The 17,076-nt window shown below is 68.2% G+C and carries 17 protein-coding genes; 9 read left to right on the forward strand and 8 right to left on the reverse strand.

Going from position 1 to position 17,076, the window contains the following annotated elements:
- Positions 1-2 precede the first annotated feature (2 nt).
- The 5 genes from ABZS43_RS33175 to ABZS43_RS33195 all read left to right on the forward strand — a co-directional run bounded on the left by ABZS43_RS33175 (position 3) and on the right by ABZS43_RS33195 (position 4,968).
- The gene (locus ABZS43_RS33175; RefSeq protein ID WP_355039948.1) at positions 3-1,076 is read left to right on the forward strand and encodes an MCE family protein; all 1,074 of its coding nucleotides are present in this window, start codon (positions 3-5) and stop codon (positions 1,074-1,076) included.
- Positions 1,073-2,176, forward strand: coding sequence for an MlaD family protein (locus ABZS43_RS33180; protein WP_355039949.1), 1,104 nt, complete (start codon positions 1,073-1,075; stop codon positions 2,174-2,176). The genes ABZS43_RS33175 and ABZS43_RS33180 overlap by 4 nt, the downstream gene beginning before the upstream one ends.
- Positions 2,173-3,282 (forward strand): MlaD family protein, encoded by a 1,110-nt coding sequence (locus tag ABZS43_RS33185; protein WP_355039950.1) that lies wholly within the window; start codon positions 2,173-2,175, stop codon positions 3,280-3,282. The genes ABZS43_RS33180 and ABZS43_RS33185 overlap by 4 nt, the downstream gene beginning before the upstream one ends.
- A complete protein-coding gene (locus tag ABZS43_RS33190; RefSeq protein WP_355039951.1) occupies positions 3,279-4,550 on the forward strand; it encodes an MlaD family protein in 1,272 nt (423 codons plus the stop codon). Before ABZS43_RS33185 ends, ABZS43_RS33190 begins: the two co-directional genes overlap by 4 nt.
- Positions 4,551-4,722: 172 nt before the next feature.
- Complete coding sequence (locus ABZS43_RS33195; RefSeq protein WP_355039967.1) at positions 4,723-4,968, forward strand: hypothetical protein; 246 nt, start codon at positions 4,723-4,725, stop codon at positions 4,966-4,968.
- Positions 4,969-5,518: 550 nt separating this feature from the next.
- Here ABZS43_RS33195 and ABZS43_RS33200 read toward each other — a convergent pair.
- A complete protein-coding gene (locus tag ABZS43_RS33200) occupies positions 5,519-5,737 on the reverse strand; it encodes a hypothetical protein (protein ID WP_355039952.1) in 219 nt (72 codons plus the stop codon).
- Positions 5,738-5,810: 73 nt separating this feature from the next.
- Between ABZS43_RS33200 and ABZS43_RS33205 the strand changes: the two genes are divergently transcribed.
- From ABZS43_RS33205 to ABZS43_RS33215, 3 genes are all read left to right on the forward strand, one after another.
- Complete coding sequence (locus ABZS43_RS33205) at positions 5,811-6,422, forward strand: TetR/AcrR family transcriptional regulator (protein ID WP_355039953.1); 612 nt, start codon at positions 5,811-5,813, stop codon at positions 6,420-6,422.
- Positions 6,419-7,222 (forward strand): alpha/beta hydrolase, encoded by an 804-nt coding sequence (locus ABZS43_RS33210; RefSeq protein ID WP_355039954.1) that lies wholly within the window; start codon positions 6,419-6,421, stop codon positions 7,220-7,222. Before ABZS43_RS33205 ends, ABZS43_RS33210 begins: the two co-directional genes overlap by 4 nt.
- Before the next feature lie 87 nt (positions 7,223-7,309).
- Positions 7,310-7,513 carry a hypothetical protein gene (locus tag ABZS43_RS33215; RefSeq protein WP_355039955.1) on the forward strand — a complete coding sequence of 68 codons (204 nt, stop codon included), beginning with the start codon at positions 7,310-7,312 and terminating at the stop codon, positions 7,511-7,513.
- Between the two features lie 27 nt (positions 7,514-7,540).
- Here ABZS43_RS33215 and ABZS43_RS33220 read toward each other — a convergent pair whose 3' ends face one another.
- From ABZS43_RS33220 to ABZS43_RS33250, 7 genes are all read right to left on the reverse strand, one after another.
- The gene (locus tag ABZS43_RS33220) at positions 7,541-8,578 is read right to left on the reverse strand and encodes a porin PorA family protein (RefSeq protein ID WP_355039956.1); all 1,038 of its coding nucleotides are present in this window, start codon (positions 8,576-8,578) and stop codon (positions 7,541-7,543) included.
- A 188-nt stretch (positions 8,579-8,766) separates the two neighbouring features.
- The gene (locus ABZS43_RS33225) at positions 8,767-10,464 is read right to left on the reverse strand and encodes an FAD-dependent oxidoreductase (protein WP_355039957.1); all 1,698 of its coding nucleotides are present in this window, start codon (positions 10,462-10,464) and stop codon (positions 8,767-8,769) included.
- Between the two features lie 63 nt (positions 10,465-10,527).
- Positions 10,528-11,166 carry a 3,4-dihydroxy-2-butanone-4-phosphate synthase gene (locus ABZS43_RS33230; protein ID WP_355039958.1) on the reverse strand — a complete coding sequence of 213 codons (639 nt, stop codon included), beginning with the start codon at positions 11,164-11,166 and terminating at the stop codon, positions 10,528-10,530.
- On the reverse strand, positions 11,153-11,950 hold the full coding sequence (locus ABZS43_RS33235) for an enoyl-CoA hydratase-related protein (protein ID WP_355039959.1): 798 nt from the start codon (positions 11,948-11,950) through the stop codon (positions 11,153-11,155). The genes ABZS43_RS33230 and ABZS43_RS33235 overlap by 14 nt, the downstream gene beginning before the upstream one ends.
- Complete coding sequence (locus ABZS43_RS33240; RefSeq protein ID WP_355039960.1) at positions 11,947-12,873, reverse strand: alpha/beta hydrolase; 927 nt, start codon at positions 12,871-12,873, stop codon at positions 11,947-11,949. The genes ABZS43_RS33235 and ABZS43_RS33240 overlap by 4 nt, the downstream gene beginning before the upstream one ends.
- A gap of 30 nt (positions 12,874-12,903) precedes the next feature.
- Positions 12,904-13,392 carry a flavin reductase family protein gene (locus ABZS43_RS33245; protein ID WP_355039961.1) on the reverse strand — a complete coding sequence of 163 codons (489 nt, stop codon included), beginning with the start codon at positions 13,390-13,392 and terminating at the stop codon, positions 12,904-12,906.
- A 96-nt stretch (positions 13,393-13,488) separates the two neighbouring features.
- Positions 13,489-14,385, reverse strand: coding sequence for an alpha/beta hydrolase (locus tag ABZS43_RS33250; RefSeq protein WP_355039962.1), 897 nt, complete (start codon positions 14,383-14,385; stop codon positions 13,489-13,491).
- A gap of 325 nt (positions 14,386-14,710) precedes the next feature.
- Here ABZS43_RS33250 and ABZS43_RS33255 point away from each other — a divergent pair, with 325 nt between their 5' ends.
- Complete coding sequence (locus tag ABZS43_RS33255) at positions 14,711-16,861, forward strand: acetate--CoA ligase family protein (protein WP_355039963.1); 2,151 nt, start codon at positions 14,711-14,713, stop codon at positions 16,859-16,861.
- Positions 16,862-17,076 lie beyond the last annotated feature (215 nt).

The following is a 17,076-nucleotide window of genomic DNA, read 5'->3' on the forward strand; positions in this document are numbered from 1 at the left end:
CCATGATGAAACAACTGCGCGCCCTCACCCGCAGGCGACCGCGGACGGGTACCGACCGCGTCGACACCACCGACACGGACAAGTCGCTGCGCCTCGGGATCACCGCCGTCGGCGTAGTGATACTGGTGCTGGTCGCCATGGTCGGGATCAACTCGCTGCACCTGGGTTCACGGACCTGTCGCGCCGATTTCGCGCAGGCCGCCGGGCTCGGCGCGGGCGACGCGGTGACCTGGGCCGGTATCCCCGTGGGGACGGTGACCAGCACCCGACTGGCCGGTGACCACGTCGAGGTGACCATGAAGATCGACAACGACGACGTCATACTTGGCGCGGACACCGAGGCCGCGATCAAACTGACCACGCTGCTCGGATCCCGCTACGTCGAACTGCGCTCCACCGGCGTCGGCGAACTAGCCGACAGCCGGATCCCGTTGTCCCACACCACTGTTCCCTACGACCTCGAAACCGCACTACAAGACGCCACCACCACCTTCGATCAACTCGACGCAGACCAGATCGCCCGATCGATGGCCGCGCTCTCACGCGGGCTCGACGGCGTGCCGTCGCTGATCCCCGGCATCCTGCGCGATGTCCGATCGCTCTCGACCGTCATCGCGCAGCGCCGAGACCAAATCGGCGCGCTGCTCACCAGCACCGCCCAGGTCAGCACCGTCATCGGTGAGCAGCAAGCCGATCTGGCCGCCGTGATCGGCCAGGGCCGCACCGTGCTGCAGCAGATCAATGCCCGCCAGGACGCGCTACGCCGACTACTCGACGCGACCACCACCCTGGTGCGGCGCCTGGAACCGATCGCGGTCGGCGAACACGCCGAAATCGAGCAATTGCTGACCGACCTGCACGACATGACCGCGATGATCGCCGACCACGACGACCTGCTACGCAACATCCTGCAGATCCTCCCGGTCCCCTGGCGACTGTTCGCCAACGCCACCGGCACCGGAGCAGAGCTCAACGCCAACGCCCCCGACGGAGCCTTCGTCGACTCGTGGATGTGCGCGTTGAGTGCCACCGCCATCGCGGCCGGCCGAGCCCCCTACCTCCAGGACTGCCGATGAGCCTCACCCTGTCCACCCTCAAACTGGCCGTGCTCGCGCTGAGCGCCGCCTGCCTGACCGGATGCTCGTCCGGTCCCGGCGCCGACACCACCACGATCACAGCCCGATTCACCAACGCCAACGGCCTCTACGAAGGCAACTCGGTCTCCGCCCTAGGGATGCGCGTCGGTCGGATCGTCCGCATCGATGCCCACGGCACCGACGTCGAAGTCGAGATGGACATCGACAACGGAATCCGGCTTCCCGCCGACGTACAGGCGGTCACGGTCTCGGACTCGATACTCACCGACCGCCATATCGAACTCACCCCGGTCTACCGAAGTGGTCCCACCCTGCCCGACGGCGCGGTGCTCGACACCACCCGCACGAAGACTCCGGTCGAGTTCGACGCCCTGCTGTCTATGACGCAGAAGCTGTCCACCTCCCTGGGCGGTGACGGCCACGGCGCGGGCCCGGTCGCCGATCTGATGAACCTGGGCGCGGCGGCGACCAGCGGCAACGGCAACGACCTACGGGCCGCGTTCGGTGAACTGTCGCGCGCACTGCAACTCGGCCAGGACAACGGCGCCGCCACCCGCGACGCGGTCACCACCGTCGTCACCAACCTCGATTCCTTGACCGACACCGCCGCGCGCAACGATCAGACGCTGCGCGAATTCGGTTCCGCCGTAGCGCAACTCAGCGATTTCCTGGCCGAACAGCAGTTCGGAACGGGCACAACCGGTGCCGCGCTCAACCGGATCATCACGCAGGTGACCGACCTACTCCAACGACACCGGGGCACCATCTCCGGCCTCACCGGCAACGCCGACACCCTGGCAACCTCCCTGGCCGACTACGACTACAACCTCGCCGATTTCCTGGACGTATTCCCGCTGGTCACCGATAACGCCTACAACGCCATCGACCACAACGTCGGCGCACTACGCGCCGCGGTCGACGTCAACAGACTTCTGCTCGACGGCCAGATGGTCAAGGAGATCTGTAATCTGTTGCGGCTGAACAATCTCGGCTGTGCCACCGGCACCATGCGGGACATGGGACCGGACTTCGGTCTCACCGCCATCCTGACCGGACTCGCGGAAAAGCAAAGCCGATGACACGACCGAAGAATATGTTCCACCTCGTCACGACCGCGACCGTGCTCGCACTGTCGGCCACCGGATGCGCGGCCGGGCTCGATCGGCTGCCCTTGCCCGCCCCGGGGTTGGACGGAGACACCTACACCCTGACGGCAACATTCGACAATGCCCTCAACCTGCCGACCAAAGCCAAGGTCAAACTCAACGGCGCCGACATCGGGCAGGTCGACGCCATGTCCGCCCGCGACTACACCGCCGTGGTGACGATGCGTATCAACTCCACCGTGCGCCTGCCCGAAGGGACATCGGCGGAACTGCGATCGGCCACGCCGATGGGCGATGTGTTCGTCGCGATGAAACCACCCCTGGCCACCGAGGCCGGCACCACGATGCTCGGCGAGGGCAGCGCGATTCCGTTGGAGTCGACCTCGGCCGCGACAACGATCGAGGAAATGCTCACTCGCGCATCACTTCTGGTCAGCGGCGGCACCATCGACTATCTCACCGAGGTCATCTCCGCGCTCGGCGAGCACGTCGGGGGCCGCGGCGAACGGCTCGCCGGACTACTCGACCAGACCCGGGCGCTGTTGGGAACGCTCTCAGCGCGTTCCGCGCAGATCGGCGACGTCCTGCGTACAGCGGCCGATCTCAGCGCGACCGTCGCCACCCAGCGCGCCACCCTCACCGACACCGTCGCCGCGGCCGGACCCGCCATGGAGGTCCTCGCCGAGAACACCGATTCCTTCCTCACCCTCGTGGACCGCATCGATGTGATCACCGCACAACTGGCCCGGTTTCCCAGCATCAAGGGCACCAACAACACCAGCATGGCGGCCAATATCAATCAACTGGCCGCCGGCCTCAACGCCGCGGCGATCAATCCCGAGGCCGACCTCGACGAACTGAACACCATGCTGGGAATCGTGATCAAGATGATCAGCGGCCCCAACGGCCACGTCGAAGTCGACGTCACCCAAGTCGCCGTCGGCGCCATCCCCGACCCCGGATTCCCAGGCACCCCCGGCGGCAGGCTACCCGACGTCACGGACTGGACCGCCTTCGTGGGCTCGCTACAGCACATGCTCGATCGACTGGGCAACCGTCTGGAGGGCACGCCACGATGACCACGAAAATCCGTCGAAGCCGTTGGGAGGCACCCGCTCGCGTGCTCATAGGCGTCGTCGGCCGCGCCCACCGTCATCGAATCGCGGTGTCGCTGCTCGGCCTGCTCACGATCCTGGGCAGCGCCAGTGGGTACCTCCTGCTGGGCACCCTCGGTATCGATCCGCTCAACGACCCGTATCGGGTGCACGTCGAACTGGATCGATCCGGCGGGCTGCTCCCCGGGCAGGATGTCACCCTGCGCGGAGTCCGCGTCGGACGCGTGGAGGCCGTCGAAGTCGCCGGTGACAAGGTGGTCGCCGTCGCCGCCATCGACGAACATGTCCGCATTCCCGCCTCCGGTCAGGTCCGCGCCGCCGCCCTGTCCGCGGCCGGGGAGCAATATCTGGACTTTCTTCCCACCACCAACGACGGCCCCTACCTCACCGATGACGCTGTCATCACCGCCGACCGCACCTCCACCCCCGTCCCGCTCTCGGACATGCTCGAAAGCCTCAGCGCCACACTCGCACAAATCGATCCGGCCCGCGTCGCGGCGATCTCCCGAGAACTGGGCGTCAGTCAGACCGGCCCTGACAAACTGGCAACGATCATCGACGGCGGCAGCTTCCTGATCTCGACACTGGACGCGACTCTCCCGCAAACAGTGAACCTGCTCCACAACAGCAGAGTCGTCCTGGCCACGCTCGACGACGGGCAGCACGCACTACAGTCCACCTCGGCGAACCTGTCGGCCACACTCGGTGGTGCGTCCTCGATGACCGGTGGCTTCGAACAGCTCGTCACACAGACACCGCCGATGCTGTCCACCCTCGACGCCATCCTCGCCGAGAACTCGCCGACAATGGTCCAGCTGCTGGGCAACCTCGTCACCGTCTCCCAGGTCGCCTACTCCCGGATACCGGCACTCGAGGAATTCTTCTTCCCCCAACAGCGAAGCGGCTCAGCACTCGACGCGGTGACCTCGGCATTCCACGACGGCGGCGTCTGGGCGCTCGCCAGCATCTACCCCCGCTACGCCTGCGACTACACCGTGCCACGACGCCCCGGCTCCGTACCCGACTACGCCCCGCCCTACCTGCACACGGACTGCACCGACCCCGACACCACCCTGATGCCGCGTGGGGCCCGCAACGCGCCCCGCCCACTCGACGACCCCGTGCCACACCCCCCAGTTCTCGATCCACTACAGACCGCCGACCCCGCCCCGGTCGGTCCGTTGTCCATCCCTACCCCCTACGGCGGACCCCACGCCCCAGTCCCGCGGTGACACAGGCATTTCGGCCCCCTCGACAGCGTGAATCGATATCTCCCACGACCACTGGACATACACAGGTAGTCACGAGGTCTTGGAGCTCGCTCACGGAGTTACGTCTACAACGACGGAGGCTGAGATACCCTGATGACAGCACGAATCGCAAGCACGACAACGATTCTCGCCAATCGAGGACGCCGCCGAACTGCTGCGGACCCACATCACCGCGCAATCGGTCGACCCGCTCGCCGCCGCCATCGACGCCCCCGACGCGCGCCTACGCGCCGTCCTCGCCGGCGCGATGCTCATGGGGATCGCCAGCCAGCGCTACATCCTGCGAATGCCCGACCTCGCGGACGCCGACGTCGAGGACATCCTTCGACTCGTCACCCCGTTGATACGCACACTCCTCGACCCGGACAGCGAGAAATAGCGACAGTCGGTGTGCCGTCGACACATCCCGATCGCGATCCGCACAATCGACACGATCGGCGGTACGAGATTGGCCGAGACTCGCGTCATTCGTCAGCCGGGGCCGCCAGGCAACCAGATGCCGCTGCACCGACCGGCGACCAAAAGCACTGCGGCGGAAAAGGTTCCCAGGCTCACATCGAATACCTCAGCGGTCGGTCTCACTGTCGACACGCCTGCGTGGCGCAGTAGGTGAGTACGGGTCACCATCGATACCCCACGAGTTGACCCAGTTCGGGATCAACTCGATCCACGCTAAGCGGCTGACGCTGATGGTCAGCGTGAGTGGGTCGCAAAGCTCGGGAAATACCCGGGCGTCGAGCGCGACCCGGATTGCGACCAGTCCGGGCTGGGATTGGTAGCCGGTCAGCAGTTGCCGTGCCAGCTCTTCCAGATCACCACGCGTCGTGCCTGTGTCGATCGGGTCGTGCAGTGGAGAGAGCTGCCCCGGATCCCGCGGACACCCTCCACACCATCGAGCTCCCGCCGATCCTCCCGGGGACCGCCGCCGGTCACGGGATCCCCGAATTCACCCACGTGCCTACGGCCGCGGCGTGGATGGCCGATCGTGCGCAGATGGTTTCCAGCCGTGGCCCCAGAAGCTCGGCCATGGTGGCCTGGGTGCCGCCGGGTCCGTGCAGGTCGCGTTCCAGGCGTGCGATCTCGGCGAGTCGGACGAACTTCGTCGTTTCTTCCGCGAAAACTACCGGGCCCCCTGGTCGCGTCGCCACACTCGGTCCCGTTGACGTCCCCCAAATTAGATGAGTATATTTGGTGCAATAAATCTTCTCACGAAAGTTGTCGATGTCTCCTCGCCGCTATCGGATGGGCGCTCGCGCCGACCGGATCCAGGACACCCGCGACCGACTGGTGGTCGCCGCGATGCGGCTGCATGCCGAACGTGGTGTGCTGGCCACCCGGTGGGATGAGATCGCGGCAGAGGCCGGGGTGTCGACCGCGACCATGTACCGGCATTTCCCGGCGCTGGCCGAGCTGGTGCCCGCCTGCGCGCGCACTGTCTTCGATCTGATCAAACCGCCCACGGTCGCAGAAGCCAGCCCGCAGTTCGCCACCTACGATGACGCCGCCGACCGGTTCGAGCATCTGGTGCGAGTGTCGGTGCACTGTTACGCGGCGGGTGCCGGCTGGCTGCACGCGGCGCACCGGGAACGCGATTTCGTTCCAGAACTCGATGCCGCGTTACGGCTGATCGAAGACACGCTACGTGTGCTGGTCCGCGCCGCCGCCGGCGGCGAGCTCCCCGACGACGCCGCCGCAGAGCTGTTCGTGCTGTGCAACTTCCCGCTGTGGAAGCAGCTTCTCGACGCCGGTCCGAGTGCCGGCGCGACAGAAGAAACACTGGTCACCCTCGTCCGCGACGCAGCGTCGCGGCTCGACGCAAGGAGCACCCGATGACATCGGCCGCCGCGAACCCGTCCATCGCCTTCGACAAAGCCGGTCACGGCGAACCCGCCCTGCTCATGCTGCCGGGCTGGTGCGGCCCCCGGACCATGTTCGACGGCCTGCGCGCCCGCACCGCACGGCACCGGACCACGCTCGCGATCGACTGGCGTGGACATGGCGAAACACCCTCTGGTGCAGGTGATTTCGGCACCGCGGAACTCGTCGCCGACGCCGTGGACGTGATCGAGCGAGCAGGGATCACGCGCGTAGTACCGCTCGCCGCCGCTCATGCCGGATGGGTCGCGATCGAGCTGCGCCGCCGCCTCGGCCCCGAGCGCGTCCCCGCGATCGTCCTACTGGACTGGATGGTGCTCGGCACCCCGCCGGGCTTCGGCGACGCCCTCGCGGGCTTGCGGGATCCGGACCGATGGCAGCAGGTCCGCGACAGCCTGGTCGCGCTGTGGACCGAGGGTGTCGACAACCCGGACGTCCTCGGCTACGTCGATGTGATGGCCGGCTACGACGCCGCCATGTGGGCTCGTGCCGGGCGCGAGATCGCCGCCGAGTTCGCGGCCCACCACACCCCGCTGGCAGCCCTGGAACCCCTCGGCTGCCCCACGCTGCATCTGTACGCACAACCGGCCGACGAGGACTTCCTCGCCGCCCAGCGCGACTACGCCGTCACCCATCCGTGGTTCCGGGTACAGCGCCTGCGGGCCCGCAGCCATTTCCCGTCCCTCGAAGCGCCCGATGCCGTAGCGGCGGCCATCGACGCTTTTCTCCGCGAGGTCGACGGCTCCGGGTCCCGGTAGTTTTCGCGAAAAACAACGAAGTTCGCCTGACCAGGGCATTCGCCGCGGCATGCGGCCGCCACGCTGGTCATCGGATACCGCACGGCGTTGAGCATTCTCAATGATCCCGAACGCTTTCCCGTCGGCCCGCGCACCTGGGACGCGACCGTGCCCCCGGACTGCCCGGTGCTGCCGGTGTTCCGCTGGCGACCGAACGCCTCCCGCAATTCCGGCTATGTGCACACGCGGCTGCGGCAGGCCACCACCGCCGCTGTCGATCAGCTCGATCAGCACGCCGGTTCCGCCTCCTGAAAGGCGGAACCGGCTTCATCGTCCAGCTCAGGCGGCCCGGCGCCGGACGATGCCGAGCGCCAGGAGCGCGATGCCGATCACCACCATGGCCACCGGCAGCCACAGGCCGAGAATCGACAGCATCGTCGAGTTCTTCGAGAAGGTGTCCGCGCTGGAGACCACCTCGTTCTCGGCGGTGTGGATGCTCACGATCGACAGCGGCAGGGTGGGAATGTCGCGGCCGTCGGCGGAGATGGTGACATACATGCCCTGGGTCTGCTCGACCTTCAGCGGCGCGCCGAACTCCGCGTCGACAGCGGCAGCGACCTCATTGGTGCTGCCGAATCCGATGGTGACCGGGTTTGGCAGCGAAGGCAGTGCGGCCGTGAGGGTCTCGCGTGACTTCTCCGGGACGACGCCGGCCTGCAGCAGTCCCTCGATCATGGCCTTGGGCAGTTGCGTCGGGAAGCCCTGGAAGCCGGCGAGCAGCGCCGGGTTGCCGATCGGGCCCGCTGCGTCGACGCGGTAGTTGTAGACCTTCCGGCCCTGCACTTCGCTTTCGTCGACGAAGGTCGCCTGCTGGGCGGTGCGGGTCACCGGATCGTAGAGCATGGTGTCCGCTGCCACCGGGTCCATCGGCCAGCTGAAGGTGAGACCGCTGTGCGCCTCGAAGGTGGTCTGCCTGTCGGCCGGGACCAGTGACTCCTTCTGTGCGTCGGTCAGTTCGACGGGTGAGTAGTCGACGCGGTCGACCGCATAGGTGTGCACGTCGTCCTGGGTCGAGGAATCCGGCAGGGTGACCACGGAGTTGCTGGTCACGACGGCGGTGTCGCCGTCGACCGCGTCGACGGTGAGGCTGCGGTCGGCGGTGATCGGCATCTGCGGAGTCAGCAGGGCGGCGAAGTCGCCTGCCGCGAAGGCCTGCGAGTTCAGTGCCTGGATCGTGCCGTCGTACCGCTGCGACTGACTGAGATCGTCCGGCAGTTTCGTCATGGCGGGCAGCACCGCGAACCTGATGATCACCGCGCCGACTATCAGCACGACCCCCGATACCGTCCACACCACCGACGATTTACGAACAGACATCACAAGCTCCTTTGCTTTGGATGACGAACGGACAACATCGAGTCGCGCGGGGCCACGGCGGGGCCACGCGCTACGGCGAAATCGCCGTTCAGGCCCTGTCATCGGGCCTGCGAGATCGCGGCGCCGATTGCGTCGCGACGAACGGACGGGCGAGTGCCGAGAGCCATCGGCACTGCTCGGCCGGGCTCCTATCCCACCGGGTGCATCGCGGCTCCGGCGATCTCGACCATCTCCGCGGTGTCGGTGATCTTCACGCGGGGACGGCCGTGGTCGCGGCCACCCTTGCGCTCGGCGGCGTCGATGGCCAGCCAGCCCTTCCTGTCCACGACATCGGGGCGGCGCTCGACGATCAAGGCGGACAGCGCGTCCCGGTCGCGGCCGGACTCCGGCTGCGGTAGGCGGTCCGCGAGCGCGTCGTCGATCAGTGCGGCGACGGTGTTCTGGGCGCACAGTTTGTTGGTGCCGATCACGCCGGAGGGGCCGCGTTTGATCCAGCCGGTCGTGTAGACGCCGGCGAGGGCCGCGCCGGTATCGGGATCGAGGACCCGGCCGTCGATGTTGGGAATCCGGCCCGCGTCCGCGTCGAAGGGCACACCCGGCACCGCCGTGCCGCGGTAGCCGATCGAGCGCAGGACCAGGTCGGCGTCGAGGATCTCGGTCGTGCCGGTGGGCCGGGCCTCGAGCGTGCCGCGCTCGGTGCGGACCAGTTCGTTGCGGACGATTTCCACGCCTTCGACACGATCGGCGCCGAGCAACCGGACCGGTGAAGCCAGGTACCGCAGGACGATGCGCTTGTTGCCCGGAGTCGTTGTGCTGTCGGCGTATTCGACGGCGACCCGTGTCTTCAGTTCGGTCGAGAAGGACGGGTCCTCGCCCGCGACACCACCAAGATCGAGTTCACGGGGGTCGACGACCACATCGACTCCCGGAATGCGACCGAGCGCCAGCAGTTCGGGAGTCGTGTAGGCGGCTTGGGCCACGCCGCGACGCCCGAGGACGACTACCTCGCGAATATTGCTCTCCCGCAGCGCTTCCAGTGCGTGCTCGGCCATGTCGCTGCGGACGAGAGCGTCCGGGTCGGAGACGAGCAGCCGGGCGACGTCGAGGGCGACGTTGCCGTTGCCGACGATCACCGCGCGCTCACCGGTCAGGTCGAAGGCGCGGTTCGCGTAGTCGGGGTGGCCGTTGTACCAGGCGACGAACTCGGTGGCGGCCACGCTGCCGGGCAGGTCCGCGCCGGGGATGTCGAGTTTGCGATCCTCGAGCGCGCCGACGGCGTAGATCACGGCGTGGTGGTGCGCGAGCAGTTCGTCGTGGGTGAGATGGCGGCCGATCTCGACATTCAGGTGGAACCGGAATCCGGGTTTGGCGGCGATCCGGCGGAACGCCTCGGTGATGGCCTTCGTGCCGAGGTGGTCGGGGGCGACCCCGGCGCGCACCAGCCCCCACGGCGTGGGCAACCGATCGAACATCTCGATGTCGACTCCGCCGCTGGGCATCCGGGCCATCAGCTCGGCCGCGGCATAGACACCGGCGGGTCCGGAGCCGACCACGGCGACCCGCAGGGGCGCACCGGGCCTGGGCACCTTCACCGGAGGCTGGGGAGCCGATGGCGTTCCCGCGTCGAGCGGATTACGGCGGAAATAGTCCGCGTTGATCTCGCGATAGCGCAGCTGATCGTCGGGCAGTTCGTCCTCGGGATGGATGGCATCGACAGGGCATGCCTCCATGCAGGCGCCACAGTCGATGCAGGTCTGCGGGTCGATGTAGAGCATCTCGGTGGAGCGGAAGTCCGGGTCGTCCGGGGTCGGACGGATGCAGTTCACGGGGCACACCTGCACGCAGGCGGCGTCGTTACAGCATGGTTGGGTCACGACGAAAGACAAGGCAAACTCCTCGGACGAGTGCCGCCGGCCGCATCCGGCGGTCGGCGGTTCGGGATCCGGGAATCAATGCGTGAAGGTCACCGCATCGAATACCGAGACGAAGGTCAGCGCGTGATCGCGCGCGAAATCGGTGCTCTCCTGCTCGTCGGCCATCCTGGTCGGATCCGTCGGGGAGACCAGTTCGCACAGGGCTGCCATCGGGCGCAGGCCGGCGACGCGCATCAGTCGCACGACCGATTCGGCCACGCCGCTACCGCCGCGCCTGGCGATGATCGGGGCGACGTGTCCCGGCCTGGACAGGGCGGTCGGGACGGTACGCGGGTCGGCGATGGTCCTGATCGTCCGCGCGCGGTCGGCCGCGGAGATGCCGGTGCCGGTGCCTTCCACGGCGTCCACGGTCACGGCGGGAACGGAACTCGCGTCGAAACCGCCGAACTGCCACATCGGCGGAAGCAACAGCCGGACGCAGTCCTCCTCCGGGACAGCGACTTTCACGAAACCGGAGGTGTAGTGGACCATGAACGACACCGAATCGGTGGTGACGAATTCGGCGGCGGCGACCAGACTCGCCTCCCCGCAGGTGGGGTCGAACAGCACGATCGACCTGCCCGCGGCGAGATCGGCCGCGGCCTGCTCGACGCGAGCGCGACCGGTCTGCCGCGCATCGATCGGGGACATGGGCTTGATCTCAGCTACCGACATGGTCACTCCCACTTCGTTGTTCGGTCTCCGGCCGGGTGCGTTTTGCGGTGAATGCCGCGATGGCGTCGCGGAAGCTGTCCGTCGTCGTCAGCCGGATCTGGCCGGCGCGCTCGCGTGCGAAGGCGTCGCCGAGTTCGGTCAGGCTCGAGTCGTTGACCGCGCGTTTGGTCTCGGCGAGCGATTCGGCGGAGATCCCGCTCAGTCGCGCGGTGAGCTTCGCCAGTTCCGCTTCGAAGACATCGGGTTCGTGCACCGCCGCCACCAAGCCCATACGAGCCGCGTCCGTCGCGCTCAGACGCTCGCCGAGCAGCGACATCCGCATCGCGACCGCGCGCCCGGCAGAGGCCGTGACCAATGCCGTGGCGCCGCCGTCTGGCATCAAACCGATCGAGGTGAACGGCATGGAGAAAAAGGCGTCCGAACGGACGACGGTGAAATCCGCTGCCAGCGCGAGTGATACGCCCACCCCCACGGCCGGGCCGCGCACCGCGGCGACGACCGGGCGGGGCACGCCGACGATCGCCGAAATGCAGCGGGTCGCGGCGTCGGAGGTGCTCGCGGTGTTCTCCACCGACAGCGGATCCTCGACATCGAGGTCGCCACCGGCGCAGAAGGCTCGACCTGTCCCCGACAGCACGATCGTCCGCACGTCGGGGTCCGCGCCGGCGCTTTCGATCGCGTCGGCGAGTCGATGCAGTGCGTCCTTGTCGACCGCGTTCATGCGGTCGGGACGATCGATGAGGATGTGCCGCACCGCGGCGTCGTCGGTGACGCTCACACTCATGGGAGAACCTTTCCGAAGAAGTCCGCGATTTCGGCGACGCCTTCGCGCGCCTGCGGGAGGAAGTCGGTGAACAGCGTCCATGCGTGACAGGTCTCGGGGTGTATGGACAGTGCGCTCGACCCGCCCGCGGCCTGCACCGCCTCGTGGATACGCACGGCGTCGTCGAGCAGAATCTCGCTGTCGCTGGCCAGCAGCAGGATCGGCGGCAGCCCGGCCAGGTCGCCGAAGACCGGGGAGGCGAGCGGGTCGAGTCGGTCGTGGCCCTGAAGATAGGTGGCTGCCAGCAGTCCGAGGTCGCGTTCGGTGATGACCGGGTCGGTGTCGCGATTGACCATGACACTGGCTCCGGACACCGTGAAGTCCGCGAGGGGCGAGACGACTGCCGCAGCCGCGGGCAAGGGGCGACCGCTGTCACGTGACGCCATCAGGGTGGCGACAGTCAGACCGCCGCCGGCGGAGTCACCACCGAGAACGGTGTGCTCGGCGCCGAACTCCGCGATGACAGCGCCGAGCACCCGGGTCGCGTCGTCCAACGCCGCGGGGAACGGGAACTCCGGGGCGAGCCGATAGTCGGGCACGATGACCAGAGCGCCCATGGCGCGCGACAGGGCCGCCGCGGCGTGCCGATACCCGTGGGCGCTGCCCATCACGTACCCGCCGCCGTGCAACCACACCAGCACGTCGTCGCCGATGCCGGGCCCCGCGGAGACGCGGAGCACAGGGATTCCCTCGATGCGGGCTTCCTGCACCGAGACGTCCTCGGCCAGTGAGGGTTCGAGCATCATCGCGTCGAGGTTGCCGCGCAACTGCGCCAGCGACAGCTTGCCGTCGCCGAACACCGAGGCGAACGACGTGCGCGCCCGGTTCAGGGCCTCGCCGCGACAGACCTCGGTTTCCGGGTGCTCCACGTGTGTCATGTCCATGCGTCCTTCGTCGGAAAGCGTCGACCGCGCCTACAGTGCGGCGTGGGTGCCGAACACCCGGTCGTGATAGGTCAGCGGCGGCACGATCTCGCTCTCCACGGCGAGTGCGCGGCCGAACACGATCGTGTGGTCGGCAGCCGTCGCGGTGTCCATCACCTCGGCGGCCACCCAGTGCGGGACGCCTGCGATGCGGGGCACACCGTGGTCGATCCGCCAGGCGACATCGCCGAATTTGTCCTTGCCCTTGCGCGCGAACTGCGCGGCGAGCGCGGATTGCACGCTGCCGAGGACATTGATGCCGAAGATCCCCGATTCCACGATCAGGCACAACAGCTCCGAGCCCTGGTCCAGTGACACCAGCAGGGAGGGCGGTGACATCGACAGGGAAGCGAAGGCGCTCACGGTCGTGCCGTGCGGGCGTTGGCCGTCCATGGCGGTCACGACCGCGACCGGCGTGCACACCGTGGCCATCGCGTCGCGGAATCGTGCGGTGATGTCGGTCGACTGCTGGTCGGACATCTCTGGGTTCCTTTCGTGCGTGGAGGTCTGACCGCGGGCGTCGCGATGCACGCGACGCCCGCGGTGGCTCGATTCGTGAGGGCTACGAGCCCACGTTCAGAGCCCGAGGTTCTTGCGAACGAACGATCCGGCCTCGTCGGCGGCCTCGATCCCTTCCGGCAGGAACGCGGAGAACAACGGCCACACGTGGACCATGTCGTCGTAGACCGACACCGTCGCCGACCCGCCCGAGGCGGTGATCGCGGCCGCCGCACGGCGGGAGTCGTCCAGGAGCACCTCGCCGGACCCGACCATGAACAGCGCGGGCGGCAGGTCACCCAGCGTGCCGAACAGCGGTGAGACCAGCGGGTCCTTCGGATCGTGTCCCTGCAGGTAGGCCCCGCCGATATTGAGGATCGATCCCCGGGAGACCGCGATGTCCTTGCCGTCGAACTCGTCCACACTGGCGCCACTGGCGGTGAGGTCGAGCAGTGGGGAGATGAAAACCGCTGAGGTGGGCAGTGATTCGCCCCTGTCGCGCAGGATGGTGAGCGCGGCGAGGGCGAGGCCGCCGCCCGCGGAGTCGCCGCCGACGGCGGTGTTGCCCGCACCGTACTGCGACACCAGAGCCGACAGGACAGCGGCGCCGTCGTCGACCGCGGCGGGGAACTTGTGCTCCGGCGAGCGCCGGTAATCGGGCAGCACGACGGTCACGCCGGCGGCACGCGAGAGGGTGTGGCCGAGGTCCTGGAAGCCGCGGGCGCTACCCATCGAGTAGCCGCCGCCGTGGAACCACACGAACACCTTGTCTCGCGTGGCGCCCTCCGCGGTGACGAACAGTACGGGAACGCCGCCTGCCTCACCCTCCACCGGCTCGATGTTCTCGGGCAGGGCGAACTGCAGCATCAGCTGGTCGTACGCCTCGCGCAGATCCTCGATCGTCGCCGTCGCCGGGTCGGGAAAGCCTTCGAGATACATCTTCTCGGCGCGTGCGAGTGCGTCGGTCCTGGCCATGGGTCCTCCGGGGGTCTTCGAATCCCGGCGCAACCTCTTCGCCGGGGCATGTGAGCGAGCTTACATAGTTATCACTAACTTCTGAACCCGTTTTGCAGCAGTTTTTCCAATTTGCCCACAGAACAGACCATAATCGCTGTTCACGGTGGTAGATTTCGACGCACTCGAACAGCAGCTCGGCGCCCGGTGGATCGCACCGCGAGCGCAAGCACACTTCCGCAGGCACGGCACAGTCCCCTGCTCTGCGCTGCACCGAATCCCCCAGCTCGCGACACCGCAAGAGGCGCTCGACCGGACGCCCGACCATCGACCAGAAGGACAACTCATGACCCTCCTAGCGGACGACGGCTCCCCGCGTACGAAGGAATCCGACGCGCACCCGAGGTCCGCCCTCGACCGTGTGCTGAACCCGTCGACGATCGCCATCGTCGGACTGAGCGACAAGTCCCCCGTCGCGCCGTTCATCCGGCCGACCCTCGACAGCGGCGCGCGGGTGCACTTCGTCCACCCCACGGCGGCCACCGTCTTCGGCGCCTCGACCTACCCCTCGATCTCCGAGGTTCCCGGTCCGATCGACGCCGTGCTGTCGGTGATGTCCGCCGAACGGACCGTGGCGCTGGCCGAGGAGTGCGCGCCGCTGGGCTGCGGCGGACTGATCATCTACGCCGCGGGCTTCTCCGAGCTCGGCGCGGACGGCGAGGGGTTGCAGCGCAGGCTGACGGCTGCGGCACAGCACGGCGGGATGGCAGTGGTCGGCCCGAACAGCCTGGGCTACATCAGCGTTTCCCGCAGCCTCAATCTGACCGCGTCGGCGAACTACCACCCGCCCGCGGGCGGGGTATCCATCGTCTCGCACAGCGGCGCCATGATCGGCGGCGTCGCCATCACCGCGGCCAGGCGGACCGGAGTTGGCATCTCACGGCTGATCTCGGCGGGCAACGAAGCCGTCACCGACATCGCCGACTACCTGGACTTCTTGGCCGAGGACCCGGACACCACCGCCGTCGGCCTGATCGTCGAAGGCATCCGCAGGCCCGCGGCCTTCTTCCGCGCGGCGCGGCGCTGTCTCGACGCGGGTAAGCCGATCGTCGCGGTCAAACTGGCGCGCAACAGCCGGACCCAGCAGATGGCGGCCTCCCACACGGGCGCGCTGGCCGGGAATTCCTGGGCCTACGACGTCGCCTTCCGGCACGCCGGCATCCAGCTCGCCCACGACCTCGAGGAACTCGTCGACCGGCTCTCGGTCGTCGATCAGCTCGACCCGGCGAAGTGGAACTCCGTCGAGCGGCTCGGCGTGGTCGCCGGAACCGGCGGCTTCGCCTCCCTGGCCTACGACATCGCCGAGGCCGAAGGGCTCACTCTGCCGCCGCTGGACGCCCTCGCCGACTGGGTCGCCTCGACCATCCCCGGCATCACGGTCCCGAACCCGCTGGACACCACCGGATTCGGCGCGAGCTTCTGGACCGAGATCGTCGACCGCTATGTCGGTTCGCCCGACCTCGACGCGGTCGTGTTCGTCAACATGTGGGGCGAGGGCGACGACTCCCCCGTCTACCGCCGCCTCATCGACGATGTCGCCTCCGCCGCGCGCCGGTTCGGCAAGCCGGTCGCGATCGCCGCGGGCGCGGGCCCGGTCGGCTCCTACGCACAAGAAGTTATCGGCACGGACGGCAGTGTGGCGCTCGGGCACGGACTACGCGGAACCCTGCGCGGACTGCAGACGATGGGGGCCTTCGTCCGTGACCGCGCCAGGCCCCGGCCGCAGGCCGAACCCGTGGCGGCCATGCCTTGCCCGTCCGGACCGGTCACCCGCACCTCCGACGGTCGCCGGTTCCTGCCGTTCACGCAGGCCATGGACCTGTTGGCGCAGTTCGGCATTCCCACCGCGCCGCACTGCGTCGTCGGCGCGGACGAGCGGGCGACACCGGACTTCGACGGCCCGTACGCGGTGAAACTCGCCGATGTGCCGCACCGCACCGAACTCGGCGCGGTAGCGCTGAACGTCGCACGGGCGGACCTCGACCGCGCGGTGGCCGATATGCGCGCGCTCGCGACCCGCCACGGTCTGCCCGAGGCCGTCGCCGTGCAGCCGATGGCGTCCGCGCGCGGTGAGCTGCTCGTCGGCGTCGAGGGCGGCAGCGAGCTCGGGCCGATGGTGGTCCTCGGCATCGGCGGCATCCTCGTCGAGGTCCTCGAACGCGTCGGTGGCCGACCGGCGCCGCTGACCAGCGCTGACGCCGAAGCGCTCATCGAGGAGTTCCGCGACCTGCGGATCATGCACGGCTACCGGGGTTCCGAGCCCTGGCACCTGGCGCAGCTCACCGAGCTCCTCGTCGGGTTCGGGCGCCTGGCCGCGGCCTGCCACGACTGGCTCGAGTCGCTGGACGTCAATCCGCTGCTGGTCACCGCCGACGGTCTTCTCGCGGTCGACGCGCTGTTCATCGTGCGCGACGGGGTCGACGACGTGCGCGGATGAGTCGCGCGCCATCCGGGGGGCGGCGCCGGTCGCGGGAGTGCGACCGCTGGTCGTCTCCGTCGGGCGAGCGGCGATCGCCGCTCGCCCCACCGAGCGGCGAGTTCACGGCTGCGCTGGATACCGGTGCGCCGTCCGGCCTCGCCGCCGGACAGCCGGCAGCGCGCAAGGCGGTGTAGGCGGAAAGACAACGGCGCGCTCGACCTCGAAGGTCGAGC

This window comes from Nocardia sp. NPDC005366 (assembly GCF_040606855.1).
Classification (GTDB): Bacteria; Actinomycetota; Actinomycetes; order Mycobacteriales; family Mycobacteriaceae; genus Nocardia.

What these genes read in the sequence shown, in the direction of transcription:
- ABZS43_RS33175 (WP_355039948.1), top strand. Translation starts at nt 3, where the DNA reads ATGATGAAACAACTGCGCGCCCTCACCCGCAGGCGACCGCGGACGGGT.
- ABZS43_RS33180 (WP_355039949.1), top strand. Translation starts at nt 1,073, where the DNA reads ATGAGCCTCACCCTGTCCACCCTCAAACTGGCCGTGCTCGCGCTGAGC.
- ABZS43_RS33185 (WP_355039950.1), top strand. Translation starts at nt 2,173, where the DNA reads ATGACACGACCGAAGAATATGTTCCACCTCGTCACGACCGCGACCGTG.
- ABZS43_RS33190 (WP_355039951.1), top strand. Translation starts at nt 3,279, where the DNA reads ATGACCACGAAAATCCGTCGAAGCCGTTGGGAGGCACCCGCTCGCGTG.
- ABZS43_RS33205 (WP_355039953.1), top strand. Translation starts at nt 5,811, where the DNA reads ATGTCTCCTCGCCGCTATCGGATGGGCGCTCGCGCCGACCGGATCCAG.
- ABZS43_RS33210 (WP_355039954.1), top strand. Translation starts at nt 6,419, where the DNA reads ATGACATCGGCCGCCGCGAACCCGTCCATCGCCTTCGACAAAGCCGGT.
- ABZS43_RS33220 (WP_355039956.1), bottom strand. Translation starts at nt 8,578, where the DNA reads ATGTCTGTTCGTAAATCGTCGGTGGTGTGGACGGTATCGGGGGTCGTG.
- ABZS43_RS33230 (WP_355039958.1), bottom strand. Translation starts at nt 11,166, where the DNA reads ATGTCGGTAGCTGAGATCAAGCCCATGTCCCCGATCGATGCGCGGCAG.
- ABZS43_RS33235 (WP_355039959.1), bottom strand. Translation starts at nt 11,950, where the DNA reads ATGAGTGTGAGCGTCACCGACGACGCCGCGGTGCGGCACATCCTCATC.
- ABZS43_RS33240 (WP_355039960.1), bottom strand. Translation starts at nt 12,873, where the DNA reads ATGGACATGACACACGTGGAGCACCCGGAAACCGAGGTCTGTCGCGGC.
- ABZS43_RS33245 (WP_355039961.1), bottom strand. Translation starts at nt 13,392, where the DNA reads ATGTCCGACCAGCAGTCGACCGACATCACCGCACGATTCCGCGACGCG.
- ABZS43_RS33250 (WP_355039962.1), bottom strand. Translation starts at nt 14,385, where the DNA reads ATGGCCAGGACCGACGCACTCGCACGCGCCGAGAAGATGTATCTCGAA.
- ABZS43_RS33255 (WP_355039963.1), top strand. Translation starts at nt 14,711, where the DNA reads ATGACCCTCCTAGCGGACGACGGCTCCCCGCGTACGAAGGAATCCGAC.